This window comes from Bifidobacterium olomucense (assembly GCF_012932375.1).
GTDB lineage: Bacteria > Actinomycetota > Actinomycetes > Actinomycetales > Bifidobacteriaceae > Bifidobacterium > Bifidobacterium olomucense.
Genome location: NZ_JAAIIG010000010.1, coordinates 15274 through 39983, shown reverse-complemented (window position 1 = coordinate 39983; position 24710 = coordinate 15274). Strand labels below are relative to the sequence as shown.

Sequence of the window (24710 nt, the reverse complement as noted above, 5' to 3'; positions counted from 1 at the left end):
TACATACACAGCAAAGGAGCCATTATGGCACTGTTCCGCAATCTTGGTCCGTTCTCTACCACCGCCATCGGCCACGGCGAAATGCCGCTGACCATCGAGAACAATCGCGGTCATGATATCGGCATCGAAACCCTTCACGCTTCGTTGGATGCCGGATGCCGCCATATCGATACCGCATGGGCCTACTACACGCCGGGCGAAGAGGAACAGACCGGTGAAAAACTGGTGCGTGAGGCCCTGGCCAGCTGGAAGGGGCCGAAAGACGAAGTGACCGTGGCCACCAAGGTGGGATTGCGCCGTACGTGGGGTGAGCACGGCGAGCCGCTCTGGCCGCGCGATGGCAAGCCTGAACACTTAATCGAATACGGCAAGCAGTCTGCTCTGGCCCTCGGCGTGGACACCATCGACTTGCTGTATCTGCACCGTCACGACCCGGAAGTGCCGTACAACGAGTCGATCGAAGGCATCAAGGCGCTGCTGGATCAGGGTGTGGCTCAGGTCGCCGGTGTCTCCAACGCTTCGATTGAACAGATCGACATCGCCCGCTCGATTTTGGGCGACAAGCTGGTGGCCGTGCAGAACCAGTATTCGCCGATTCATCTGGAGACGCAGGATACGCTTGATTACTGCGCCAAACTCGGCCTCGCCTTCGTGTGCTGGAGCCCGCTCGGCGGCTACCGTCACCCCTATGACGAGTCCAAGTTCGACCCGTTCCGCGAAGTGGCCGCCGCTCACGGCGTGAGCTACCAGCAGGTGGTATTGGCGTGGGAGCTCGCCAAGGGCGATCACATGTTCGTGATTCCGGGTGCTCATCGCCCTGAGACCATCCTTGATTCCCTGAAGGCTGATCAGCTTGAGCTCAGCCCCGAGGAGCTTGCCAAGCTCGGCTGATCGTCTCGTCGTCTCGTTGTTTCGTCATTCCGTCGTCTCGTCGCTGACTCCCCCTCGCGTCGGCTCCCCACTTCGCCCCCCCTCCTCGCGAATATGTACCACTGACTCACAGTGAGAGATACATATTCGCGAGGGAGGAACCGTTCCTTTGAATATGTACCACTGACTCACAGTAAGTGGTACATATTCGCGTGAGGAGAGGCCATCCCCCTGCCGGGAGCCACTCCTAAACGAGGAACCACCTCCCGTGAGGGGTTCCCCTGAATATGTACCACTGACGACGTGGCAGCGGTACATATTCGCAAAGGCGAAAGCTAAAAAAGACGGAGAACCGTAGATAAACCGATGAGATATGAAAGAGCGTCGGACGTGACTTTAATCACCTCCGACGCTCCTTCATGAACGACGATATATTTTACAATCCGGGAATCAAACCACCGGGCGGATCGAGCGCCAGGTATTGCCCATCCAAATCAATCTCCGGTACCAGCTGTTCCACGAACGGTACGAGTGCGGTTTTCTCGACCACATCCTCGCCCTTTGCATTCTGACCAGTCACTACCGGCTCGGTCAAACGAATCTTCAGCAACGACTGGGCGGGGGAGTCAACCACATCGACCACCTTGCCGACCACCTGACCGGACGGAAGTCCCAGTCCATTATCCTCGGCCATACGAGCCTCAAGCCCGATGAGATCTTTCGGATACCATTCGTCGGCCTCCAGCATCTCATCTGGATCGTCGGCTTCACCGTACAGTTCGATGCCGTTCAACGCTTCCGCGGCGTTACGGTCGTCGGTGCCTTCAAACTTGATGATCCAACGGTCCTTGAACGTGCGGGAGTTCTCGACGATGTATTCGGTCTCGCCGTCCTGCTCATAGAGCACCGAGCCGGGCTCGAAACGCCACTCCGGATCGTCGGTAAACAGGCGAACGGTGACCTCGCCCTTCAAGCCTTGTGCCTTACCAATACGAGCGACCCTCAGCAACTCAAGCTGCTGAGGGTCGTCGTGCATGTCTTGCTGTGCCATGCTGCGAATTATCCCTTATCGACGGACGTCCATGATATCGACGCGTACCTTATGATCAGACAGCGCCTGAATCACAGTACGAATCGCATTGGCGGTGCGGCCTCCACGGCCGATCACGCGGCCAATGTCCTCCGGGTTCACGCGTACGCGAAGCAGTTCGCCGCGCGCGTTCTCGTGAGACTTGACGGAAACATCATCCGGAAAATCGACGATGTTCTTGATGAGGTGTTCCACAGCCTGTGCAAGCATTGCTCAGCCTTTCTCGAATCAGGCTTCAGCCGGAGCTTCTTCAGCAGCGGCATCCTCGGCCGGGGCCTCCTCAGCGGCGGCAGCGGCTTCAGCCTCAGCCTTAGCCTTGGCCTCAGCCTCGGACTTGGCGGCCTTCAGCTTCTGAGCCTCGTTCTCCACAGCCTCAATGCGAGCAGCGGCATCCGGGCCAGCCTCAGCGGTCTTCAGGGTGCCTTCGGCACCTTCGAGGCCCTTGAACTTCTGCCAGTCGCCGGTGATGTTCAGCAGCTTGAAGACCGGCTCGGACGGCTGAGCGCCGACGCCGAGCCAGTACTGAGCGCGGTCAGACTTGATCTGGATGGTCGAGGGCTGGGTGTTCGGGTTGTAGGTACCGATCTCCTCGATGACCTTGCCGTCGCGCTTCTTGCGGGAATCAACGACCACCACGCGGTAGAAGGCGTAGAACTTCTTGCCCTGTCGCTTCAGACGAATCTTGGTTGCCAAAATGGCTCTCCTTGTAAATGCTAGGTTTGTGGTTTCTCGGTATGCTGTGTGGGGCACGGCACGCCGGAACCCACGTGTCCTCACGGCACGGGGTGTAGAGGGCGCCACGCGCGCGTGAATAACTGGCCCATTATAGCGCCGAGCCCCGGACCGAATACACGTTGAACACGCGCGCTGAACACGCAGTGCACCGGCTCGCGGGCACGTATTGAACGCGATCCCGTCATGGCTGACGCGTATCGGCCTGACACGCGTGATGTTTTGCGGGGTTTCGTTACGTTTTTGGTGAGATTCCTAGCGTGATTTTTTTAGTGTGATTTCAGTGTGACCTAACGCGGCTTCAGTGTGCCTTGAGCGCGAGCGTTGCGGCGACGGCCAGATGGTCGGTGTCTTTGATCTCGAATGACGTGACGTTGCTGACGGCTAGGCCAGGCGTGAACAGCACATGATCCAGTTCGATGCGTGGCCATTTGATCCATCGGGGGAAGGTCAAGGTCGGGCCGGACGCTTGAGTCAGACTCGCGTCTTTGAAGCCGGACTTCAGCAACGTGCGGAAACTGGGGTGGTCGGTGCTGGAGTTGAGATCGCCCATAACGACGGCTATGTTGTGCTCTCCGATCGATGATGCCCGGGCGAGAGCGCCGAGGCCGACGATGCCGGCCGACCAATCGGCGCATCCGCGCATCGGAGATTTCGGATGTGCCGAGCAGAACGTGACTGTGCGGCTGTGGCGCGGTGCCGGAGAATCGGCGGGGGCTTCGGTCGAGGACGGGGTGCTGACTGAGGAGGGGACGCTGGCGGAAACAGCCGTTGGCTCATCGACCTCAGCGATGACGGTTGGCGCGAGTTTCAAGGTAATCGCCGGCACGTCGGCCGCCGGAATGGTAACCACATTGGGTACGGCTGCAGCGGGTTCATACCGGGAGAACAGCGTATTGTAGCCGCCGTTGTCCGTGGGCTTGGACTCGCCCGACTGGCGATAGGGGAGCAGTTGCGCGATGCCTGCCGTGTCCAGCCGCGCGATGAGCTCATCGGAGACTTCCTGCAATGCCAGCACCGCGATACGACGTTCGCGTACCGCTTGCACAATCGCATCGGCGTTTGCACGGCCATAGCGGCAGTTCAGCGTCATAACCGTAAACTGGTTCGGCAGTGTTTCAGACGATGTTTCACGGGAGGTTTCACGGTCGACCGATGGTGTTTCACGGGAGGTTTCACGTGCTGGGCGAGTGCCGGTCTTAAGCCCGGTTCCCCAGTAGCTGATGCGTTGGGAGCTGGTCATCAGAGCCGTGACCAACAACAGGCAGACGAATCCCCAATGGTGCTGCCAAGCCGCCACGCCGGCCAATACGGCCAGCGGAATCCACAGGAATGGCGTGAGCGCAATCATATATGGCATTGGCATATGCGCTTCAAGCCCTGACGGCAGCGCTGACAATCCCAGCCAAAGCCATGCGAGGATGACTACTACCGCGAACAACGTAGTCATGGATACACTCCTTAAGTACCGAACTTACGTAAGTATCGAACTTGCGTACTGAGCTACTGAAGTACAAAAATAGGCTCCCCTCCTTCAAGAGGGGAGCCGAAAGCAGTTGGAATCAGCGGCCGAACAGACCACCGATTCCGCCGCCAAGGTTCGGGGGCATCTCCATGCCGTTACCCTCGGCGTTATTCATCATCTGCTCAAGGCCGGCGGGCAGGGCCGGGTTCTGCGGCTTCTTGGCGAATGCGGAACCGCCGGTGGAGCCCGAGGACTTGCCGGCCAGCTTGTCGCGCAATGCCTTCTCCTCGGCCTCGCGCTTCATCGGGTTGCCGGACTTGCCGCCCTTCTTCTTGTTCTTGCCTTTCCGCTTGCTGTTGCCCGAACCGGGGCCACCGAAGCCGGGGATGCCGCCGCCCATGCCGGCGCGGTTGGACATGCGCTTCATCATCTTCGCGGCCTGCTCAAAACGCTGCAGCAGCGCGTTGACCTGTGAAACCGTTACGCCGGAACCGTAGGCGATGCGGGCGCGGCGCGAACCGTTGATAATCGACGGATCACGGCGTTCGGCCGGTGTCATCGAGCGGATAATCGCCTCGGTGCGGTCGATTTCCTTCTCATCGAACTGTTCCAGCTCCTTGCGGTGCTGGGCCATACCCGGAATCATGCCGAGCAGCGACTTCATCGAACCGAGCTTCCTGACCTGCTGCAGCTGATCCAGGAAATCGTCCAATCCGAACGATCCATCGGAGATCTTGGCGGCGGCCTTGCGAGCCTCCTCCTCGTCGAACTGCTTCTGCGCTTGCTCGATCAGGGTCATGATGTCGCCCATGTCGAGGATACGCGAAGCCATACGGTCCGGATGGAAGACCTCGAAATCCTTCAGCCCCTCACCGTTGGAGGCGAACAGGATCGGCTTGCCGGTCACGGATGCCACGGACAGTGCCGCACCGCCGCGGGCGTCGCCATCGAGCTTGGAGAGCACCACGCCGGTGAAGTCCACGCCCTCATCGAAAGCCTTGGCGGTTTTGACCGCATCCTGACCGATCATCGCGTCGATGACGAACAGAATCTCGTTGGGCTGCACGGCGTCGCGAATGTCGCGAGCCTGCTTCATCAGCTCTTCATCCACGCCCAAGCGTCCGGCGGTATCGATGATCACCGTGTCATACAGCTTTTGCTTGGCCAGCGCGATGGAATCGCGAGCCACCTTGACCGGATCGCCGGTGGTGAGTCCCGGAGCGGAAACCGCTTCGCCGCCTTCGGCTTGGGTCTGCACGCCCTTTTCCGGCGCGTATACCGGTACGCCAGCGCGTTCGCCGACCACCTGCAGCTGTGTCACGGCGTTCGGACGCTGCAGATCGGCCGCCACCAGCAGCGGCGTGTGACCGGCGTCCTTGAGCCAGTAGCCGAGCTTGCCGGCCAGCGTGGTCTTACCGGCACCCTGCAGACCGGCGAGCATGATGATCGTCGGCGGATTCTTGGCGAAGTTCAGCGGACGATCCACGCCCTGACCGAGGACGTCGGTCAACTCTTCGTGGACGATCTTCACCACCTGCTGGGCGGGGTTGAGCGCCTCGGACACCTCGGTGCCCAGCGCACGCTCGCGCACCTTGCCGGTGAAGGAGCGCACCACTTCGAGTGCCACATCGGCGTCGAGCAGTGCGCGGCGAATTTCGCGGATTGTGCCGTCGATATCCGCTTCGGAAAGCTTGCCTTTGCTCTTCAGATGCTTGAACGCATTCGAGAGTCTGTCAGTCAAAGAAGAAAATGCTGCCATAATGGGCAACAGTCTAGCCGTCACGCGGGAAATTGCGCCGTGCTGCGCTTGACCATGTACTTTTCGCGCGAAAAGTACGCTATCGGGCCTTTCGCGGCGTCCATACGCACTCCATACGCAGTCCATACGCAATTTTCGTGCGAAAAGTGCGGGAACGGGGTCTTGCGAGGTGCTTACACGCAATTTTCGTGCGAAAAGTGCATGGGGGAGAGGGAGGAGAGAGAGGAGGGGGAGCGGGAGTGGGGGGAGTTCATTCGCTGGCGGCGCAACTGCGCTGTGTTGATCGAGGGGTCTCCGGTACTATGGAATGGCTAAAAATCCAGTGTTTTTTGGAATGCTTATGCTGTTTTGAAAATCCTTGGACACCACCCTATACGCAGACTGCCGTGCGCCCTCGCGAATCGAGCCAACGGGTCGGAGAAAACCGTGAGCCAGTGAAGTAGCGGGCCAACGCAGACATGCCGTGCAATAAGGAAGGCCCGCTTATGCCACAACATAAAACCATCGAACGCAAAGCCCTGATCGTTGGCATCGTCGTCAATACGATTCAGGTTGCGGCCGGTATGGCCGTGTTCTTCATGACCGGTCTCAAGGCCATGTTCCTCGATTTCTCCTTTACCGCCATCTCTGTGCTTTCAGGTCTGGTCGCGGTGTATCTGTCTACCCGAACCGTGCGCACCACCGAACGGTTCCCCAACGGCATGTTTGCGCTGGAACCGATCTATGCGATCTGCAAAGCCATCTTCACCATGTCCCTGCTGGTGTATTCGCTGATCGACGTCTGCCAGGTGGCCTACGACTACTTTGTGCTCGGCGACGGCGAACGCATCGTCACCGGACCGGTGGTGATCTATGAAGTGGCCACTGTGCTGATCTGCTTCGGCCTGTACGTGTATTACCGTCGTGAAAACCGGGTTATTCGCAACGCCAGCACCATGCTCACTGCCGAATGCAAAAGCACGCTGGTGGATGGTGCGATGTCGTTTGGCATCGGTGCGGTAGCGGTGTTCCTGATGATATTGCCCGCTGGAGGCCCGTTGGACTTCCTGCATTACACCGGCGACTTCTTCATCACCGTGGCATTGGTCGCGCTGACTATCAAAGAGCCGTTCAGCGTGCTCAAGGAAGCATTCATCGAATTGGTCGGCGGTGTGCATGATGATGACGAGACCAACGCGTTTGCGGAATCCGCCGCGCTGCGTCATCTGCCTAAAGGCACTGAATACGAGCAGACGTTGATTTTCAAGACCGGCATGAACTACACGGTGGACGTGTACCTGAGCGGTGTGAGCGACACGATTGACGTGGCTGACCTAGTGGAGTGCAAGCGCTCGCTGGAACAGGAACTCAAGAAACGGCTGCACATCGTGGATGTGGACTTCGTATTCGACTAAATTATTGAGCGATTAGTCGGAACGTTCAGTGGTACGTCATCGCCGTATTGCTTATTGCGTGATAACGTACCACTTCATTTTTTGATGGCTTTCCATCTTGAGCCAAAAAGTGGGGTCCAAACGGCTTGGGAACCGGTGTACCACTCGGTTGTGGCAAAAAATAATGGCACGATTGCGCAATAATATGCATTTTGCGCAATCGTGCCACGAACAATTACCGGAACGCTACTTCAAACGCTACTTCAAGCTCCAAGTCGAACCCTGCGGGCCATCCTCGATGGCGATGCCGGCTGCACCCAAAGCGTCGCGAATCGCATCGGCCTTGGTGAAGTCACGAGCCTTGCGAGCCTCCTGACGGGCCTGAAGCTGTTCGGTGATCAACGCCTCAAGCGCCGTGTGCTCGGGAGACTCGTCCGCGCCTGTGCCGGCTCCGCCTGCCGCACCGTCGGAGAGCCACGGCTCGGCCAACGGATCCAAGCCCAACGTGTCGAGCATGGCACGCACAGAGACCAGAATCTCGCGGACCTCAGCCTTGGCCGCCTCGGAATCCACGCGGTCGGCAAGCTTGGACAACAGCGTATTGCCGGAGCGGATGGCGGTGAAGATCGCGGCGGTCGCACCGGACACATTGATGTCGTCATTCATTGCAGCCACGAAGTCGACAGGCAGAGCGTCGGCGGACACTGCGGCCACCTCTTCACGGGAGGGCTGGTCTTCCAACACCACGCCAGCGCGCTCGATGAAGTTCGCAATGCGGTCGTAAGCAGCTTGTGCCTCCACCAGCGCCTGATCGGACCACTCCAGCATCGAGCGATATTGCACGGAGCCGAGGGCGTAACGCACCACCCAGGCGGAATGCTCGGCCAATACGGAGGGCACGGACAGGCCGGTGCCCAGCGACTTCGACATCTTCTCGCCCTTGGCGGTCACCCACGCCGAATGCATCCAACGGGCCGCAGAGGGGTATCCTGCCGCTCGGGTCTGGGCCATCTCGTTCTCATGATGCGGGAAACGCAGGTCCAAGCCGCCGCCATGGATGTCGAAGCCGTCGCCCAAGTAGCGGTGCGACATGGCGGAGCACTCGATATGCCAGCCCGGGCGGCCGACGCCGAACGGCGTGGACCAGCGAGCATCCTCAGGATCGGTGTCCTTCGGGGCTTTCCACAGTGCGAAGTCACGCGGATCATGCTTGTCGGGGGAGATGTCGGCCGGATCGACAGGGTTGTACTTGTCTTCACCGGCGGCATCCACGGACGGACCCATCCGATCGGCGACGGCCGCGGCCTCGTCCACTTCAGCGGTCTGCTTCTGATGGGTCAGCTCGCCGTAATGCGGCCAAGATGCCACATCGAAGTACACGTTGCCGGTCGGTTTGTCGTCCGCGTCGGTCACCACGTAGCCGTGACCGTTGTCCAGAATGCGCTGGATGAGATCGATCATGTCCGACATATGGCCGGTGGCGCGAGGCTCGACGGTCGGAGGCAGCACGCCAAGTGTGTTGTAGGCCTCGGTGAATTCGCGCTCGTAGTAGTAGGCGCGTGCCCACCAGCGTTGACCTGCGGCTGCGGCCTTATCGAGAATCTTGTCGTCGATATCGGTCACATTGCGCACGAACGTGACCTTGTAGCCAAGCTTCAGGAACCAACGGCGCACGATATCGAACGCCACGGCCGCGCGAATATGGCCGATATGCGGAGATGACTGCACCGTTGCGCCACACACGTAAATGCCCACTTCGCCGGGTTTGATCGGTACGAAATGGCTGACCTGATGTGAAGCCGTATCGTAGAGGCTGAGTTCGGCCGCGGCCTTGGCCACGTGTACCGGAGTCAGACTCGAAGGCATGACGGAATTGTTGAAATCCTGCGGTTCTTGGCTGTTTCCCATAACAGTCAAGCGTAGGAAACGAGTCAGACATGAAGCGCCGCCGGAGTATGGCGATGTTCGAATTGCGACGGCCGCTCGGACGGCCGCTCGGACGATCGCTCGGACGGCCGCTCGGCCCTTCGCCCCCGCCCATTGCCAGCCGTCGCCCCCGCCATTATTCGCACGGTTTACATATACGGGTGCAGTTCGTGCCACAATGGAAGGCATGGCCACACCACAAGTGCTCATTCTGCAACATGTTCCCTGGGAACGTCCGGGGCGTATCCTGTCCAATCTTGAGGACCTCGGATTGAAGACGGTGACGTTGAACATCGCCGACAAGAAGAAACCCGATTTGCCGGATTTCAAGGAGCTCGCCGGCGTGGTAATTATGGGCGGCCCTATGGGCGCGCAGGATTACGACCAGTATCCAGGGCTCAAGGTGGAGGCCAAGCTGGCCCGTGCCGCCGTGGCGTCGAACAAGCCATTGCTTGGCGTGTGCCTCGGGCACCAGATCATTGCGACTGCATTGGGCGCTCAACTGCGCAGGGGTGACGCTCCGGAAATCGGCTTTGCGCCTATCAAGCGCATGGACAAGCATGATTTCTTCTCCATGTGGGACAAGCAGGTCAATGTGCTGCACTGGCATAACGATGTGGTCGGACTGCCTGAGGGAGCCCAGCTGCTGGCGCGTTCCAGCGTTACCAAGGTACAGGCTTTCCGTTTGGGATCGGCGTTGGGTATGCAGTTCCATCTTGAGGTATGCCGCTCGTTGCTGGATGAATGGCTGGACGAGCCGAGCATGGTCAAGGATCTGAAAGCTGTAGGCGGTTCCAAATCTGCGCTGCGCGAGGCGTTCGAGCAATACGACCCGTTGCTGCAGCCGCTGGCCGAACAGGTGTTCTCCGGTTTCGCCGCCCGTTGCAACTCCTACGCGCAAACCCTCAACCAGTAATCCTCGGTAATCCTCGGTAATCTTCGGTAATCCTGCGCCATGCGGCAAACCATCCACCGTCTGGAACAGCAGGCCCAGCAAAAATGGCCGTTTCCAGCCATTTTGCATTGTCGGTGACTGTTGCGGCAGCCACACTGTGAGGAAATTGCCGCGCCGTGGACGGCGGAGGGCCATATGCCCCACGGAGAGAAGCGGAGGTGGCCCGCAACCGGGCTGAAGATGGGCAAGCATGCCGCTACATTGGTGAATCATGCCGACTTACGATATTGGACTGGAACACGTTTCGCTCGCTTTCGCGACAAAGACCATCTTTAACGACGTCACCCAAGGTGTGTTTGAAGGCGACCGCATCGGCATCGTCGGCCGCAACGGCGACGGTAAATCCACGTTGCTGCATCTGTTCAAAGGAACGCAGGAGCCGGATTCCGGCCGTGTGACCAAGCGTGGCGGCCTTACGTTCGGCATGCTCGACCAGCGCGATCCTCTCGATGACGAGGTGACGATCCGCGAGGCGGCGCTCGAAGGCCGGGCCGATTATGAGTGGGCGTCCGACAATGCCTCCCGCGAGATCGTCGAAGCCCTGCTTGGCGGCATGAGTCTGGATGCCAAGGTCGGCTCGCTTTCTGGTGGTCAGCGCCGCCGCGCCGATTTGGCACGTCTGCTGCTTAAGGATTGGGATATTCTCGCGCTCGACGAGCCCACCAACCATCTTGATGTGGTCACCATCCATTGGCTGGCCGAACATCTGAAGAACCGCTGGTCTCGCGGCCAAGGCGCGCTGCTGCTGGTCACTCATGATCGCTGGTTCCTCGACGAGGTGTGCGAATCGATGTGGGAGGTGCACGACGGCGAGATCGAGCCGTTCGAGGGCGGCTACTCGGCGTATATGCTGCAGCGTGTGGAACGCGACCGCCAAGCTGATGTGCGCGAGACGAAACGCCGCAATCTGGCCCGTAAGGAGCTTGCCTGGCTGTCACGCGGCGCTCGTGCCCGCTCCACCAAGCAGAAATTCCACGTCAAGGCCGCACGTGAGCTCATCGCCGACGTGCCGCCGATGCGCAATACGCTTGAACTGAAGCAGATGGCAACTTCCCGCCTGGGTAAGCAGGTGGTCGATCTTATCGATGTGACCCAGATTTTCGAGCATACGCAGGGCACGGTGTCCGCCGTGGACCGTATTGACCCGGATGCGGCGGCGCTCGCCGATTCCGCCTCGCGTGTGGATGTGGTCAACGCCATGTACGCCGAACCGCAGCTGCATGGTTCGGTTGAGGTGGCGGTCACCGATATGACCGATCCTCGCTTGGTGGACGCCGGGGTTCCCGAGGCCGTCGCCGCCGCCGAAGAAGCGCGCGCGAAAGCTGAAGCCGAGGGCAGTGCATCGCTGGCTGACGACCGTGAGGTACGACGCATGAACACCGGTGGCGAAACCATCGGTGGCGGCATTGCTGATTCCGGAGACGATACGACTGCCGCGACTTCTGCCGCCCGTAAGGTCACGGTGTCTGGTCGAGAGATTCTCGATGATGTGACTTGGCTGATTGGTCCGGGCGACCGTTTCGGCATTGTCGGTGCGAATGGTGCCGGCAAATCCACGTTGCTCAAGCTGATTGACGGTACGATTACGCCGACTGCCGGGCACGTGAACATCGGCAAGACGGTAAAGTTCGCCGTGCTCTCGCAGCGCCTTGATGAGTTGGAGAAACTCGGCAAGTACAAGATCAAGGAAGTGCTTTCCCGTTATAAGCCGAGCTATATCGTGGATGGCAAGGAAGTTACTCCCGGTCAGCTGATGGAGCGTTTGGGCTTTGAATCCGCCCAGCTCATGACGCCTATCCGTGATCTTTCCGGTGGCCAGAAACGCCGTATGCAGCTGTTGTTGATTCTTCTGGATGAGCCGAATGTGCTCATTATGGACGAGCCCGGCAACGATCTCGATACCGATATGCTCGCCGTGATGGAAGACCTGCTCGATACTTGGCCGGGTACGCTGATTGTGGTTTCCCATGATCGATACCTGTTGGAGCGTGTCACTGACCAGCAATTCGCTCTGTTGGGTGGCAAGGTCCGTCACTTGCCCGGTGGTGTGCAGGATTATCTCGATATGGTGGAGGCGATTGCAAACGGCAAGGGATTGCCTCCGATGACGGCCGGCATTGCAGGCACCGGAAGCTCGTCTGGTCGCCGCAGCAAGTCCGGCGGATCCGGTGCCGCATCTGCTACGGCATCCGTTGCCGCGCGAGATTCCTCGTCATCCGTGGCGGCGAATGATATCGAGACTGGTGCCGATGAGTCTGCCGAAGCTTCGCGGAAACTCACTGGCAAGGCGTTCCATGAGGCATCCAAGCGTGTGAAGGCCATCGAGCGCAAGCTCGCCAAGCTCGAAGAGCAGAAAACCGATCTGGAGTCTCAGATGGCCGCCCATGATCCTGCGGACTACGAGGGCCTCAACAAACTCAATGAGCAGCTCAATGCCCTGACCTCGGAAAGCGATGATCTCGAAGCCGAATGGCTGGAGCTATCCGAACAACTGGAGTAGCGGAACTTGAAATATCAGACAGCGGCATGACCGTCAATGGACCTTGGCGATCATGCCGCGCAATGGCGGCAATCATGGCGTCCTGCGCTGCGCGGTTTATCCGCTGTTTGGCGATAATTTCGCTCACGACATCAGTGTCAGGCAATACAAAAAGGTGGATATGCGTCGTACAACGCATATCCACCTTTTGCATCCACCAGCCCCGCGCTACTGAGCGCATCGCCTGAATAGGAAAGGCAACAGCCGGACTTACCGACCGGTGACCTCGGACCCGATCACCTTTTCGCTCAGCGCACGCGGCCCGCGAGTGACGGCCACAGCGCCGGAACGTACCAGCTCGATCACGCCGTAATGCTCCAACAGTCCCAGCAGCGCATCGATTTTGCCTTCTGCGCCGGTGGCTTCGATGGTGAGCGATTCCGGATTCACATCCACCACGCGCACACGGAACAGTCGCACGATTTCGAGCACGTCGGAACGGTTCGACTGGTTCGCCGCCACTTTGATGAGCACCAATTCACGCTCCACCGTGGAATTCGGGTCGAGCTCCACGATCTTCAACACATGCAGCAGCTTGTTAAGCTGCTTGATGATCTGCTCCAGCGGCACTTCGTCCACGTCGGCAGTCACCGTCACGCGCGAAATATCCGGGCGTTCGGTGGGGGAGACGGACAGCGAGTTGATGTTGAACGCACGACGGGCGAACAGGCCGGCGATACGCGCCAGCACGCCCGGACGGTTCTCCACCAGCACCGACAGCGTGTGACGCTGTGATCCGGGCTGGGAAGCAGGATAGTTAGCCATGAAAGTTCTCCTTAACCCTTAACAACCCTTAACGCATAACCCTTGAGCTCTGCCGACAATCAGAATCCGGCGTCGCTGAGCGTGCCCACGCCAGTCGAGCCGGACACAGCGCCATTCTCATCGGCGTGACGCAACAGAGGCTGCGTTCCCGGACGATACGTCACCTCGTCGTTTGAAGCGCCGGCGGCAACCATCGGCCATACCATCGCATCCTTCCACACACGGAAGTCGATGAGTACCGGACGATCGTTGATCAAGTTCGCCTTATCGATGGCGGCCAGCGCCTCTTCCTCGGTGAACGCGCGCAAGCCCACGCAGCCGTACGCCTCGGCGAGCTTGACGAAGTCCGGCACGTCGAAGAACTCGGAGGTGCCCTCTTCCTGTTCGGAATGGGCCTCGCCGTCGAGCAGATTCGTCTGCGAGTAGTGCTGCTGATAGAACAGCGTCTGCCACTGACGCACCATGCCGTACACGGAGTTGTTGAGAATCGCGATCTTGACCGGTGCATGGTCCAGGAATGCGGTGGCCAGTTCCTCAGAGCACATCTGGAAGGAACCGTCGCCGTCGATCAGCCACACCGGCTTCTTGCCGCCGAAATCACGGGCGGAACCGACTGAAGCGCCGATTGCGGCGGGCAGACCAAAGCCCATCGTGCCCAAACCGCCGGATGAGATCCACGAATGCGGCTTCTCGAAATCGATCAGCTGCGCGGCCCACATCTGATGCTGGCCCACGCCGGTAACCCAGATCGTAGCCGGATCGGCCTTGGCCGAAAGCTGCTCGACTACCCACTGCGGCTGCAGCGAGCCATCGGTCGGCTGATCCTGCGGCTCGTCGTACGTAATCGTGTACTGCTCGCGCAGAGCGTTAAGCGAGTCCCACCAAGGCTTCAGGTTGAGCTTGCCGCCGATGGCCTGCGAACGCTTGATTTCGGGGATCAGATCATGCAGTACGGTAGCCACATCACCCACGATCGGCACGTCCGGCGCACGGTTCTTGCCGATTTCTGCCGGATCGATATCGATATGAATCACTCGTGCGCTTGGAGCGAATGCCGACAGCTTGCCGGTGACACGGTCATCGAAACGTGCGCCGATGGCCACCAGCAGATCGCAGCGCTGGGCTGCCGCGGTAGCTGCCACGGTGCCGTGCATGCCGAGCATGCCGAGATTCTTGGGATTCGAGTCCGGCACGATGCCGCGGGCGGGCAGCGTGGTGACGATCGGAGCGCCGGTCACCTCAGCCAGCTCGGCGACTTCCTTGGAAGCGTTCGAGCGAGCCGCACCGCCACCCACGTAGAGCAGCGGACGATACGACTGGGCAAACAGTCGTGCCGCATCCGCCAGCACGCGGCCGTGGGCCTTGGTGGTGGGATTGTAGCCGGGCAGAATCATGCGCTGCGGCCATGAATAATACATTTCGCCGGTCTGCGCGGTTTTTGTCAGATCGACCACGACCGGGCCGGGGCGACCGGAACGGGCGATGTAATGCGCTTCGGCAAGCACACGTGGAATATCCTGAGCTCGCGTGACCAGATATGAATGCTTGACCACCGGGTAGGTGGCACCCACGATATCCGCCTCCTGGAAGGCGTCCGTGCCAATTGCGTTCACGCCGACCTGTCCGGTGATCACCACTAGCGGCACCGAATCCATATTCGCGTCGGCGATAGGCGTGATCATATTCGTGGCGCCCGGGCCGGACGTCACGATGCAAACGCCCACGCGGCCGGTCGCCACCGCATACCCTTCAGCGGCATGACCGGCGGCCTGTTCGTGACGCACCAAGGTGAAGCGGAACTTCGTCTTATCGTTGATCGCATGGTAGACCGGCAGAATCGCGCCGCCGGGCAAGCCGAACACGTCCTGGACGCCCAGATCCTCCAGCGTGCGGACCAGCGCCTGCGCTCCGGTCATCCTCTCGCCGTCGATGATGGTCTGCTTGTCATTGCCGGTATGCGTTTTCGGCACGCCGCTGAATGCCTGCAAAGGCGTGGGTAAAGCCATGGTTCCTCTCACCTCAATGTCCGCTTGATATCCGCATGCGAGTCCGGTCGGGATTGGTTGGCCGGCGGTTAGTGCATGCAGATATGATGCAAGTCGCGTATTGCGAAGCTTGTGGCTCCGGCGCGGCTTCTCGTTTCGTGTTTCCCCAGTCTATGCGCAGGCCTATCTATACGCGCCTGTCGTTCTCATTGGTCAGACAGCCGAGGGCGTAAACACGGTGAAACACGTTGGAACACGTTGGAACACGTTACTTGCCGCGCGCGTCCAAAGCCTTCCACGCCGCCTCGGCCGCGGCCAGCTGCGCCTTGCGCTTGCTGGAGCCCTTGCCCACGCCGATAACCTGCTTGCTGTCCTCGCCGAGCGTGACCCGCGCGGTGAAAATCTGCGCGTATTCAGGGCCGGAGACTTCCATGTGATATACCGGCTCAGGCTTGCCCATACCGTGCGCCTTGACGGTCAGCGAAGTCTTCCAGTCGAGCGCCGGGCCTTCGGTGGCCACTTCGGCCAGCGTATCGTCGATCAAACGATGAATCACTTTGCGCGCCTCGTCAATGCCGTGTTCCAAGAACGTGGCGCCGATCAGCGATTCCACGATGTCGCACAGAATCGAATTCTTCTCGGCCCCTCCCTGCTCGGCTTCACCACGGCCCAGCAGAATGTAGGGGCTCACCTTGAGCTTGGTTTTGGCGATGGCGCTGAGCGCGTCCTCCGACACGGCTTTGGCGCGCATCTTCGCCAGCTGACCTTCGGACATGTCCGGATGGATGGTGAACAGCGTTTCTGTGGAGACGAACTCCAGCACTGCGTCGCCGAGGAACTCCAGCCGTTCGTAGTTAGGTACGCCCGGGTGTTCGTGGGAGAACGACCGGTGGGTCAACGCCTGCACCAGCAGATCCGGGCTGATGGTGGTGCCCAATGCCTCAAGCAGTTCGTTGGCCGGTGTCGCGGCCTGCGGCTGATGCGTGCTTGCTTCGCTCATGATGGTGATGTTTTGTCCTTCGTGCGAGTGGTTTTTCAGAATTGATTGTCAGATCGTGTTCAGAAACCTGATCAATGCATGATGAATTGAATGAACGGATATGCGAAGGCCCCGCCACCCGTCGATGGCAGGGCCTTATCAAGCCGTTCTCCTAGAACTCACTTGGTGTGAGCGGAGCGGATGGCTTCACGGTAAACGCGACCGCGGTAAGAACCGCAGGACGGGCAAGCCATGTGCGGCAGGGCCGGAGCGCCGCAGTTCGGGCAGCTCACGGTCTGGGCAGCGGTGGCCTTCCAGTTCGCGCGACGCGAATGCGTGTTGGCGCGCGAGGTCTTGTACTTAGGCAGTGCCATTTGAGTATCCTCTGTTTCGTTCGAACAATTGAGCTTAAGCGTCCGTTATCTTAACGCACGGCTCGTACAAAGTCCAAACCGGTGTCGCCAAGTTCGTTTTGCGCCGGAATCGCCGAATTGCCGGTGACTGCTCACGACTGCTTGTTGTCGCCCTGCTCGGCTTCCAGCTGCGCCTTCAGTCCGGCAAGCGAAGCGAATCGAAGATCGGTCACATCGTGATGATGATCGGGCTCCTCGTTCAGATCCACACCGCACTGCGAGCACAGCCCCTTGCAATCGGGCTTGCACAGCGGTTGCAGAGGCAGCGACTCGACCAGCGCGTCGCGAATCATCGCCTCGATGTCGGCGAAGGCACCACGCTCCAGCAACGGATACGTGTCTTCCGCCTCATCCTCGCCGGCGACGATGTCAATCTCTTCGTTGGCAGCGTCGCCGCGCTTGCCGCGTCCGGAGTCCGCTGCCGATTCATAGGGGAAGAACACGGTGACGTCTACGGGCCAGTCTTCGTCAATCGGCTTGAGGCAGCGGGTGCATTCGCTGACGAACGGTGCTACGAGACGGCCGGTGAACACCAATCCGTCCACAATGGAGTCGAACTGGCCGCGAACATGAACTGGCGCGCCCTCCTGAATGCCGACGATGGTGTCTCCGATGCCGGATGGTGCCGGAAAATCAGCGTCGATCTGCTTGGATTGACCGGCTCGGGAGGCGACTTGCGCCACCGAAATTGCCCAAGGGGAATCCTCGACTCGTGCCATGGTATGTTGCCTTTCGTGTTACTTGCGGCTTTACTGGGCTTCAGGATAGTCGTTGAGCGTCAGATGCGGCAGTTGCTCACCGGCGATTCGCTGACGTTCCTCAAGCACGTTCAATCCGGCCTGCACATCCTGGCTGAGCTTGCCGAGCTGCTGGGACAGGCCCTCCATCACCGTGGTGCAGTACTGGTCCGCGCCCTGAGTCAGATGATCGGCCTTGCTCTGTGCCTGATCAAGGATGGCACGTGCCTTCTGCCGAGCCAGTTCGGTCACATTCTCCTGGCCGGCCAGGAACTGAGCCTGTTCATTGGCGTCTTTGATCATGTCGGCCGCGCGGCTCTGGGCGCTGGCCACAATGGCGTTGGACTGGGTCTGCGCGGATTCCAGACGGCGCTCCGCCTCACGCATCAGAGCGGAAGCCCGCTCCAGCTGCACCGGCAGCATCTTCTTCAGCTCATCCAACTGTGCAGTGAACTCGTCGCGGTCCACGCGCACGGTGCCGGGGAACAGAAAATTGGTTTTGGCCTCGGCCAGCGTGGTTTCCATTTGATCGAGGATGTCGTACACGGTGGTGAACTCCTCGCGGCTGTGCTCCTCGGGCGAGTCGAGATTGACCGATTCGCGCAGATCGGGCAAGGAGTCCATGCGGAATGAGGCGCGGGAGGTGGCTTGCGCGCTGTGAGCGCCAGCACCCGCATCAGCCGTGCCGGCCTGAGACGCGTTCGCAGAACGGGCCGCGTTCGCGGGAGCCGGAGGCTCGCTGCCATTCGCCTGATTGAAGCTTGCGATGATATCGGCTTGTTCGGTCGGTGCCGGCTCGGGCATCTGGTCGGCACCCGTCGCGGGGTCGGCGGCTGCCGTACCGTTCGGCTGTTCGGCCGTGGCCGGCATCGGCGCCGAGTCTGCGCCCGAAGCCGAAGCATTGGACGCGGATGATACCCCGCTGTTCAGTCCGGTCAGGTCGACATATCCGGTGGGATGTTCGTCACTCATGTGGTATCAGTCCTTCCGCGTGCGCTCCTGAGCCAAGGCATCGGCGAGCATGGGTACCACGCAATCGGGCACCATGCCGGTCACATCGCCGCCATGGCGAGCTACGTCCTTGACAATGGAGCTGGAAATGTGTTCAAGAATCGGATCGGCGGGCAGGAACAGCGTTTCGATGCCGGCGAGCTTGCGGTTGACCAGCGCCATGCCGAGCTCGGCCTCGTAATCGCCGTTCTGCCGCAGGCCCTTGACGATGACGGATGCGCCGACCTGCTTGCAGTAGTCGGTGATCAGACCGTCCGTCGAGGAGACGGTGACGTTGGTGCATCCGGCTTTGTCCAGGGCGCGACGGATCACATCCACGCGCGTTGATTCGGAAAACATCGGTGTTTTCGCGGCGTTGACGGCCACCACCACGTGAACCTCGTCAAAGAACCGCGCCGAGCGCTCGATTACATCCAAGTGTCCGGCTGTCACGGGGTCATACGAGCCGGGGCATACTGCGATAGTCATGACTAATAGACTACCGCGTCGCAGACGGTTGCGGGCGGCGGTGCGCTGGGTTGTGGGAACGAAAAAGACAGGCGGGTCTATGGCCGGCATTTGGTTCGCGACTTATGATGGAAGGCAGGCTAACCCTGAATGTGAAGGAAAGTGGTGCATGATGATGTTCGTTGATGATGCCGAACCGTTGCGTAATCCCGATCAAGGTGCCGGTACGTCGGTGCTGGAGCGTCCTGAGACCCAGGAATCGCCGGTTCGCGACGATGGTGGTGACGCCGATCGTTTCGCCCACTATGTGTCCAAAGATCGTATTGCCGAGTCCCGTGCGACCGGTCGCCCGGTGGTGGCCCTGTGCGGCAAGGTATGGGTTCCCAAGCATGACCCGTCCAAGTACCCGGTCTGCCCGGACTGCAAGCGCATTTATGAAGAGATGATGGCGTAAGGCCGCTGAGGTCTGCCGAGTCAGTCGATTATTCGGCTGTGTATTGTCCCTCATGTGTCCCTCATGCGAGAAAAGCGTGATTTGAGCGTACCGGGACAAGAATTGCTGCCACGATATTCGATTTCGCCCGTATTCACGCGATTGTGGCACGCAACCGGTGCCATCAATAGAAAGTACCATGTGGAGAATGGCGGAATTTCGCCATTCTCCACATGTGCGAGTGGGGATTTTCGATGAGGAATTTGCCACAACTTACAAAAAACGCCTGTTTTGAGGTGTAGGGACACGAAATCGGTGCTCCTACACCTCAATGGCGGCGGATCGGGGCGCTAATCCCCTGAAATACGGCTGATGCAGCGTGTATGATCGCGCGATCAGCGAGCCGCGATCTCGTCGATGATCTTGAGCTCTTCATCGCTGAAGTGCGTGTTCTTCAGCGCGCCGATGTTGTCGAGAATCTGCTGCGGCTTGGAGGCGCCGGCCAATACGGAAGTCACCTTGCCGTCGTGCAGCAGCCATGCCAGGCTCATTTCCGCCAGCGTCTGGCCGCGTTCGGCCGCGAGGTTGTTGAGATCCACCACCTGCTTATGCAACTTGTCGGTCAGCGACGAATCGTTGAGGAATCGCGGATCGTGCGCGATGCGACTGTCCGCGGGAATGCCGTTGAGATAACGGTTGGTCAGCAGACCCTGCTCCAGCGGGGAGAAGATGATCAGGCCTTTATGCAGCTTGACGGCCGTGTCTTTGAGACCGTTGCGTTCGATGGAGCGGTCGAAAATGTTGTACTTGTTCTGGTTGATGATGAACGGCACATGCAGTTCGGCAAGGATTGCGGCGGCCTTCTCCATGGTCGGTCCATCGTAGTTGGACAAGCCCACGTACAGGGCCTTGCCGGAATGGACCGCCTGGGCGAGCGCTCCCATCGTCTCCTCCAGCGGGGTCTCCGGATCCGGATGGTGATGGTAGAAGATGTCCACGTAATCAAGACCAAGACGTTGCAGGGATTGGTCGAGTGAGGCGAGCAGGTACTTGCGGCTGCCCAGATCGCCGTACGGGCCGGGCCACATGTCGTATCCGGCCTTGGTGGAAATCACGAGTTCGTCGCGGTAGTGCTTGAAGTATTTGGCGAGCAACAGACCGCAGTTCTTCTCGGCGGCGCCGTATTCGGGACCGTAATTGTTGGCCAGATCGAAATGGGTGATGCCGTTGTCGAACGCGGTGAAAACCAGCGACTTCATCTGTTCGAACGGGGTGATATCGCCGAAATTATGCCAGAATCCCAGTGAGACGGCTGGCAGTTTGAGGCCGGAGTCGCCGCAGCGGTTGTAGGTCATCAAGTCATAGCGGTGAATATCTGGCGTATAGGGGGCGGTCGGTTTCAGCATTGAGGCTCCTTCGCATTGGCATGTTTGCTGTACCACTTACGTATTATGGTTCCAGTTCAAGTGAACTTGAATGCAAATGAGGTGCGTTGCTTTGGGCGTGTCGCAATCAATGTGGATGCGAGAGGTGGAACGTCGCCTCGGGGTTCGCGCCTTGTGCCGGAATGGGTCGGAATCTGTGAAGGGAGACTGTGATGCACACTGATGAAGCTGATGGCAGCAAGATGCAGCATGAGAGGCCGCGCGTCTATACGATTCGCGAAGTGGCCGCGCAATTCCATATGCAGCCTTCCACGCTGCGCTACTACGAAGAGCAGGGTTTGCTGACCAAAGTGGGGCGCACCGCCTCCGGTCAGCGAATCTACGAAGAATGCCACATCAATAGGCTGCGGGCCATATGCTGCTTCAAAAATGCCGGTATGACCATCGAAGACCTGAAGAAGTTCTTTGTTTACGAGCAGGACGAGCCGGCTCATATCGACGAGATTCTGTCGCTGCTGGAATCCCGTCGCAAGGCCTTGGACGAGCAACGCCGCGCCTTGAACGAAGCGGCCATGCATGTGCAGCGCAAGCTCCACTATTACGGCGATATCAAGCGCGCGCTGGACGCAGGAGAACGCTTGCCGGATTGGGGAAGCTATAAGACCCACGTCTATTCCATCGATTGCTGATTGCTTGAGCCGGGACGAACGAACGAAGGGTTCCGGCGAGGCCTGCAGAATTCTAGTCTCAGTAGCTGAGCCGTTAAACGGACAGTCCGGTGGACTGTCCGTAGGTGAGGTGAGCCGCTTGCGGCGAAGGGTTCCTACGGAGACTACAGAATTGTAGTCTCCGTAGGAATCACCGGCTCGCCCTTCATCAGGCTTTGCGCGGTGATGGGCAGTTCGGCCAACGCCTTGGCGCGATACTCGTGTGCGGCCATGATGGCATCATGTCCCTGCCAAGTCGAGTCGATATCGCCGTGATCGACGAAGTCCACCAGCAGGTTCTTCCATTCCGGGTTCGGCTGGAAAGTGGCCAGTTTGTCTTCCGATCCGGAGATCACGTGCTCAGCATCGGCCAGCGCATACTCGTAGGAGCGGTATGCCAGTTTGCGGCCCGGGACGGTGGCCTTGTTCTTGGACTTCTTGGCCACGGACTGCATGGTGCCGTCCGCGCCTTCGCGCTCGGTGAGCTTGTACACCATTGCGCAAGTGGGGGCGCCGGAGCCGGTGACCAGCATCGTGCCCACACCGTAGGAATCAACCGGCGCGGTTTGCAGTGCGGCCAGCGCGTATTCGTCCAGATCGTTGGTCACGGTGATCGTGGTATTCGTGGCGCCCAAAGCGTCCAGCTGGTTGCGCACGCGCTGGGCCATGGCGGCCAGATCGCCTGAGTCGATGCGCACGCCGCCGAGCTCAGGTCCGGCCACTTCGACTGCGGTTTTCACCGCTTCCTCAATGTTGTAGGTATCCACTAGCAGCGTGGTGTTGCGGCCCAAAGCCGCGATCTGCGATTCGAAGGCGTCCCGTTCGGAATCGTGCACCAGCGTGAAGCAGTGTGCGGCCGTGCCGATGGCCTTCAAACCATACATCTGAGCGGCCAGCAGATTGGCGGTTCCCTTGAAACCGCCCACCACTGCGGCTCGCGCGGCTGCAACCGCCGCCCATTCGTTGGTGCGGCGCCCACCCATGTCCATGCACGGACGGTCTTTGGCGGCCGAAACCATGCGGGAGGCGGCCGATGCTACGGCGGAGTCGTAGTTCAAGATGGACAGGATGAGCGTTTCCAGCAAGGTGCATTCGCCGAATGTGCCTTCGACCTGCAGGATCGGCGAGTTCGGGAAGAACATTTCGCCTTCGCGGTAACCGCGAATCGAACCGGAGAAGCGGAAGTTCTCCAGCCACTTGATGGTTGCGGGGCTTACTACATGGCGGTCGGCGAGGAAGCGTAGATCCTCGTCGTTCAGATGGAAGCGTTCGAGCGCGTCCAAGATGCGGCCGGTGCCGGCCACCACGCCGTAACGACGGCCCTCCGGCAGGTGCCGTGTGAACACCTCGAACACGCATTTGCGGTTGGCGGTGCCGTCTTTCAGCGCAGCGTCAAGCATCGTGTATTCGTACATGTCGGTCATCAGGGCCGGTGAATAGTCAAGCATTGCAAGGCCTTTCCCGCTCGTCGCGCATGCCATGGTCGTGTCAATGACGTGTCATTGTCGTGACGGCGAACCTACTTTTGGTTAATGTGACTATAAGTGTAGTCCACCGGTGACCAGCGCCCGGTCCATAGTCCGGCCGATGTCCAGCACATGCCGCACGCTCCGCAGACTCAGCGCCAGGTCCGCAGTGTCCTTGTGCCAAGACCGAGACGGTAACGGACGGCGGTAGACTCGTGGCATGAGATTCATCGTGGCGCTGTGGCGTCTGGCCATCGCGGGATTATGCTTTGCGGGCACGTACGAAGCGTGGTCCAAACCGCAATATTGGGTGTATTTCACCTTCCAGACCGGTCTTGTGCTGGGAATCGTAATGCTGTGGGCCGGCGCCGCCACGCTGCTCAAAGGCATCCAGCCACCTGCTTGGCTGAAAGGGTGTGTCACGCTGTACGCCGTGGTCACCGCGCTGGTGGCGTTTCTGCTGATGCCGCCGGACGACCCCGCCTATGTGCCGCAGGTGATCGGCATCATGACCAATACGATGCTGCATAAAATCGCCCCGATCATGGCGGCGGTCGATTTCGTACTGGCCGACCCGCATCGTCGTTTCCGGTGGCACTATATGTTTTCGTGGCTGGCGTATTTCCCGCTCTACCTTGGCTTTGTGCTGATTCGCGCTGCTGTCTGGCCCGGTTCCGGCCCTGCGGCCGGCGGCAGTCCGTACCCCTATGACTTCATCGATCTCGATACGCTCGGCTGGCAAGGTTTTGCCGTCAGCTGTGGACGTCTGGCCATCGCCTTTGCGGTATTGTCGCTCGTGATATGGCTGATCGACCGTATACTGCCGGTCCGGTCGATTGTGGGGTAGGTGTCTGGCCGCCTTGTGCGATAACCGGCGTATGCTGGGGCGCATGGTTGAAATCAAAGATATGCTTGGCAAACATCAGGTGATTCGTGCGGACGGTCGTAAGGTGGACGAACTTCGTCCGGTGCGCATCACCCGTCATTTCACGGACGCCCCGGAAGGCTCCGTGCTCATCGAATGCGGCAATACGCGTGTGATGTGCACCGCCACGTTCACCCCCGGTGTGCCGCGCTGGCGCAAGGATTCAGGCCTCGGTTGGGTGACCGCCGAATACGCGATGCTGCCGCGCGCCACCGCAGAGCGCACCGATCGCGAATCCGTCAAGGGCAAGCTTGGCGGCCGCACCATGGAGATCAGCCGACTCATCGGTCGCTGTCTGCGCGGCGTGGTGGATATGAAGGCGCTGGGAGAGAATCAGATTCAGCTTGACTGTGACGTGCTGCAGGCCGACGGCGGCACTCGTACCGCTTCCGTGACCGGCGCATATGTGGCGTTGGTGGACGCGGTGAACTGGGCCGAGCGCAACCATCACATCAAGTCCGCCGCCCGTGTGCTCAAGGATACGGTTTCCGCCGTGTCTGTGGGCGTGATCAACGGCACGCCGATGCTGGACCTGCCGTACATCGAGGACAGCCAGGCCATGACGGATATGAACGTGGCGATGACCGGCTCCGGCGCGTTCATCGAGCTGCAGGGCACCGCCGAGCACCGTCCGTTCACCCGCGCTGAGCTCGGCACGCTGCTCGATCTGGCCGAAAAAGGCAACAAGGAGCTTCAGGCCGCCCAGCGCGCCGCCCTGGCACTGGATTAGTCGACTAGTCCGCTGCTT

General features: G+C 59.9%; 22 protein-coding genes and 2 pseudogenes. 9 read left to right on the top strand and 15 right to left on the bottom strand.

Annotation, left to right across the window (positions count from 1 at the left end; all coding sequences use genetic code 11):
* Window positions 1–24: 24 nt before the first annotated feature.
* Window positions 25–891: an aldo/keto reductase gene (locus tag G1C97_RS09655; RefSeq protein ID WP_169241578.1), complete on the top strand. Its 867-nt coding sequence runs from the start codon at window positions 25–27 to the stop codon at window positions 889–891.
* 415 nt (window positions 892–1306) lie between these two features.
* On the opposite strand, the gene rimM is transcribed toward G1C97_RS09655, so the two are convergent.
* From rimM to ffh, 5 genes are all read right to left on the bottom strand, one after another.
* Window positions 1307–1921: a ribosome maturation factor RimM gene (gene rimM, locus G1C97_RS09650; RefSeq protein WP_169241577.1), complete on the bottom strand. Its 615-nt coding sequence runs from the start codon at window positions 1919–1921 to the stop codon at window positions 1307–1309.
* A 15-nt stretch (window positions 1922–1936) separates the two neighbouring features.
* A complete protein-coding gene (locus G1C97_RS09645; protein WP_007051427.1) occupies window positions 1937–2170 on the bottom strand; it encodes an RNA-binding protein in 234 nt (77 codons plus the stop codon).
* Between the two features lie 18 nt (window positions 2171–2188).
* A complete protein-coding gene (gene rpsP, locus G1C97_RS09640) occupies window positions 2189–2653 on the bottom strand; it encodes a 30S ribosomal protein S16 (protein WP_169241576.1) in 465 nt (154 codons plus the stop codon).
* A gap of 340 nt (window positions 2654–2993) precedes the next feature.
* A complete protein-coding gene (locus G1C97_RS09635) occupies window positions 2994–4142 on the bottom strand; it encodes an endonuclease/exonuclease/phosphatase family protein (RefSeq protein ID WP_169241575.1) in 1149 nt (382 codons plus the stop codon).
* 112 nt (window positions 4143–4254) lie between these two features.
* Window positions 4255–5916 carry a signal recognition particle protein gene (gene ffh, locus G1C97_RS09630; protein WP_205832604.1) on the bottom strand — a complete coding sequence of 554 codons (1662 nt, stop codon included), beginning with the start codon at window positions 5914–5916 and terminating at the stop codon, window positions 4255–4257.
* A 485-nt stretch (window positions 5917–6401) separates the two neighbouring features.
* Here ffh and G1C97_RS09625 point away from each other — a divergent pair, with 485 nt between their 5' ends.
* Entirely contained in the window at window positions 6402–7310 is a 909-nt protein-coding gene (locus G1C97_RS09625) for a cation transporter (RefSeq protein WP_100496944.1), read from the top strand.
* A gap of 237 nt (window positions 7311–7547) precedes the next feature.
* Here G1C97_RS09625 and cysS read toward each other — a convergent pair whose 3' ends face one another.
* On the bottom strand, window positions 7548–9197 hold the full coding sequence (cysS, locus tag G1C97_RS09620) for a cysteine--tRNA ligase (protein ID WP_169241573.1): 1650 nt from the start codon (window positions 9195–9197) through the stop codon (window positions 7548–7550).
* 205 nt (window positions 9198–9402) lie between these two features.
* On the opposite strand from cysS, the gene G1C97_RS09615 reads away from it, so the two are divergent.
* The 3 genes and pseudogenes from G1C97_RS09615 to G1C97_RS12550 form a co-directional block, all read left to right on the top strand.
* Window positions 9403–10131 (top strand): type 1 glutamine amidotransferase, encoded by a 729-nt coding sequence (locus G1C97_RS09615; RefSeq protein ID WP_169241572.1) that lies wholly within the window; start codon window positions 9403–9405, stop codon window positions 10129–10131.
* A 250-nt stretch (window positions 10132–10381) separates the two neighbouring features.
* A pseudogene (locus G1C97_RS09610) lies at window positions 10382–12347 on the top strand (ABC-F family ATP-binding cassette domain-containing protein); the annotation flags it as partial.
* 92 nt (window positions 12348–12439) lie between these two features.
* Window positions 12440–12670: pseudogene (locus G1C97_RS12550) on the top strand (ABC transporter C-terminal domain-containing protein); the annotation flags it as partial.
* 249 nt (window positions 12671–12919) lie between these two features.
* On the opposite strand, the gene ilvN reads toward G1C97_RS12550, so the two are convergent.
* The 7 genes from ilvN to coaD form a co-directional block, all read right to left on the bottom strand.
* Window positions 12920–13474: an acetolactate synthase small subunit gene (gene ilvN, locus G1C97_RS09605; RefSeq protein ID WP_100496948.1), complete on the bottom strand. Its 555-nt coding sequence runs from the start codon at window positions 13472–13474 to the stop codon at window positions 12920–12922.
* A gap of 59 nt (window positions 13475–13533) precedes the next feature.
* A complete protein-coding gene (locus tag G1C97_RS09600) occupies window positions 13534–15480 on the bottom strand; it encodes an acetolactate synthase large subunit (RefSeq protein WP_169241570.1) in 1947 nt (648 codons plus the stop codon).
* A gap of 247 nt (window positions 15481–15727) precedes the next feature.
* Complete coding sequence (gene rnc / locus G1C97_RS09595) at window positions 15728–16459, bottom strand: ribonuclease III (RefSeq protein WP_100496950.1); 732 nt, start codon at window positions 16457–16459, stop codon at window positions 15728–15730.
* 158 nt (window positions 16460–16617) lie between these two features.
* Window positions 16618–16812 (bottom strand): 50S ribosomal protein L32, encoded by a 195-nt coding sequence (gene rpmF / locus G1C97_RS09590; protein ID WP_100496951.1) that lies wholly within the window; start codon window positions 16810–16812, stop codon window positions 16618–16620.
* Window positions 16813–16943: 131 nt separating this feature from the next.
* Window positions 16944–17570, bottom strand: coding sequence for a YceD family protein (locus tag G1C97_RS09585; RefSeq protein ID WP_169241569.1), 627 nt, complete (start codon window positions 17568–17570; stop codon window positions 16944–16946).
* Between the two features lie 30 nt (window positions 17571–17600).
* Window positions 17601–18560 (bottom strand): cell division protein, encoded by a 960-nt coding sequence (locus tag G1C97_RS09580; protein ID WP_169241568.1) that lies wholly within the window; start codon window positions 18558–18560, stop codon window positions 17601–17603.
* Window positions 18561–18566: 6 nt separating this feature from the next.
* The gene (gene coaD, locus G1C97_RS09575) at window positions 18567–19067 is read right to left on the bottom strand and encodes a pantetheine-phosphate adenylyltransferase (RefSeq protein ID WP_100496954.1); all 501 of its coding nucleotides are present in this window, start codon (window positions 19065–19067) and stop codon (window positions 18567–18569) included.
* Window positions 19068–19218: 151 nt separating this feature from the next.
* Here coaD and G1C97_RS09570 point away from each other — a divergent pair, with 151 nt between their 5' ends.
* The gene (locus G1C97_RS09570; protein WP_100496982.1) at window positions 19219–19500 is read left to right on the top strand and encodes a DUF3039 domain-containing protein; all 282 of its coding nucleotides are present in this window, start codon (window positions 19219–19221) and stop codon (window positions 19498–19500) included.
* A gap of 374 nt (window positions 19501–19874) precedes the next feature.
* Here G1C97_RS09570 and G1C97_RS09565 read toward each other — a convergent pair whose 3' ends face one another.
* Window positions 19875–20885 (bottom strand): aldo/keto reductase, encoded by a 1011-nt coding sequence (locus G1C97_RS09565; RefSeq protein ID WP_169241567.1) that lies wholly within the window; start codon window positions 20883–20885, stop codon window positions 19875–19877.
* 191 nt (window positions 20886–21076) lie between these two features.
* Here G1C97_RS09565 and G1C97_RS09560 point away from each other — a divergent pair, with 191 nt between their 5' ends.
* Window positions 21077–21553 (top strand): MerR family transcriptional regulator, encoded by a 477-nt coding sequence (locus tag G1C97_RS09560; protein WP_240951102.1) that lies wholly within the window; start codon window positions 21077–21079, stop codon window positions 21551–21553.
* 143 nt (window positions 21554–21696) lie between these two features.
* Here the strand turns inward: G1C97_RS09560 and G1C97_RS09555 are convergent, their stop codons facing one another.
* Window positions 21697–23019 (bottom strand): nicotinate phosphoribosyltransferase, encoded by a 1323-nt coding sequence (locus G1C97_RS09555; RefSeq protein WP_169241566.1) that lies wholly within the window; start codon window positions 23017–23019, stop codon window positions 21697–21699.
* A gap of 238 nt (window positions 23020–23257) precedes the next feature.
* Here G1C97_RS09555 and G1C97_RS09550 point away from each other — a divergent pair, with 238 nt between their 5' ends.
* Entirely contained in the window at window positions 23258–23884 is a 627-nt protein-coding gene (locus tag G1C97_RS09550) for a Pr6Pr family membrane protein (RefSeq protein WP_169241565.1), read from the top strand.
* Window positions 23885–23927: 43 nt separating this feature from the next.
* Window positions 23928–24692 carry a ribonuclease PH gene (rph, locus tag G1C97_RS09545; protein ID WP_169241564.1) on the top strand — a complete coding sequence of 255 codons (765 nt, stop codon included), beginning with the start codon at window positions 23928–23930 and terminating at the stop codon, window positions 24690–24692.
* Window positions 24693–24710 lie beyond the last annotated feature (18 nt).

Bases quoted from the DNA above. Each gene is read 5' to 3' on its own strand.
- G1C97_RS09655 (WP_169241578.1), top strand. From the start codon at position 25: ATGGCACTGTTCCGCAATCTTGGTCCGTTCTCTACCACCGCCATCGGC.
- rimM (WP_169241577.1), bottom strand. From the start codon at position 1,921: ATGGCACAGCAAGACATGCACGACGACCCTCAGCAGCTTGAGTTGCTG.
- G1C97_RS09645 (WP_007051427.1), bottom strand. From the start codon at position 2,170: ATGCTTGCACAGGCTGTGGAACACCTCATCAAGAACATCGTCGATTTT.
- G1C97_RS09635 (WP_169241575.1), bottom strand. From the start codon at position 4,142: ATGACTACGTTGTTCGCGGTAGTAGTCATCCTCGCATGGCTTTGGCTG.
- ffh (WP_205832604.1), bottom strand. From the start codon at position 5,916: ATGGCAGCATTTTCTTCTTTGACTGACAGACTCTCGAATGCGTTCAAG.
- G1C97_RS09625 (WP_100496944.1), top strand. From the start codon at position 6,402: ATGCCACAACATAAAACCATCGAACGCAAAGCCCTGATCGTTGGCATC.
- cysS (WP_169241573.1), bottom strand. From the start codon at position 9,197: ATGGGAAACAGCCAAGAACCGCAGGATTTCAACAATTCCGTCATGCCT.
- G1C97_RS09615 (WP_169241572.1), top strand. From the start codon at position 9,403: ATGGCCACACCACAAGTGCTCATTCTGCAACATGTTCCCTGGGAACGT.
- ilvN (WP_100496948.1), bottom strand. From the start codon at position 13,474: ATGGCTAACTATCCTGCTTCCCAGCCCGGATCACAGCGTCACACGCTG.
- G1C97_RS09600 (WP_169241570.1), bottom strand. From the start codon at position 15,480: ATGGCTTTACCCACGCCTTTGCAGGCATTCAGCGGCGTGCCGAAAACG.
- rnc (WP_100496950.1), bottom strand. From the start codon at position 16,459: ATGAGCGAAGCAAGCACGCATCAGCCGCAGGCCGCGACACCGGCCAAC.
- rpmF (WP_100496951.1), bottom strand. From the start codon at position 16,812: ATGGCACTGCCTAAGTACAAGACCTCGCGCGCCAACACGCATTCGCGT.
- G1C97_RS09585 (WP_169241569.1), bottom strand. From the start codon at position 17,570: ATGGCACGAGTCGAGGATTCCCCTTGGGCAATTTCGGTGGCGCAAGTC.
- G1C97_RS09580 (WP_169241568.1), bottom strand. From the start codon at position 18,560: ATGAGTGACGAACATCCCACCGGATATGTCGACCTGACCGGACTGAAC.
- coaD (WP_100496954.1), bottom strand. From the start codon at position 19,067: ATGACTATCGCAGTATGCCCCGGCTCGTATGACCCCGTGACAGCCGGA.
- G1C97_RS09570 (WP_100496982.1), top strand. From the start codon at position 19,219: ATGATGTTCGTTGATGATGCCGAACCGTTGCGTAATCCCGATCAAGGT.
- G1C97_RS09565 (WP_169241567.1), bottom strand. From the start codon at position 20,885: ATGCTGAAACCGACCGCCCCCTATACGCCAGATATTCACCGCTATGAC.
- G1C97_RS09560 (WP_240951102.1), top strand. From the start codon at position 21,077: ATGCACACTGATGAAGCTGATGGCAGCAAGATGCAGCATGAGAGGCCG.
- G1C97_RS09555 (WP_169241566.1), bottom strand. From the start codon at position 23,019: ATGCTTGACTATTCACCGGCCCTGATGACCGACATGTACGAATACACG.
- G1C97_RS09550 (WP_169241565.1), top strand. From the start codon at position 23,258: ATGAGATTCATCGTGGCGCTGTGGCGTCTGGCCATCGCGGGATTATGC.
- rph (WP_169241564.1), top strand. From the start codon at position 23,928: ATGGTTGAAATCAAAGATATGCTTGGCAAACATCAGGTGATTCGTGCG.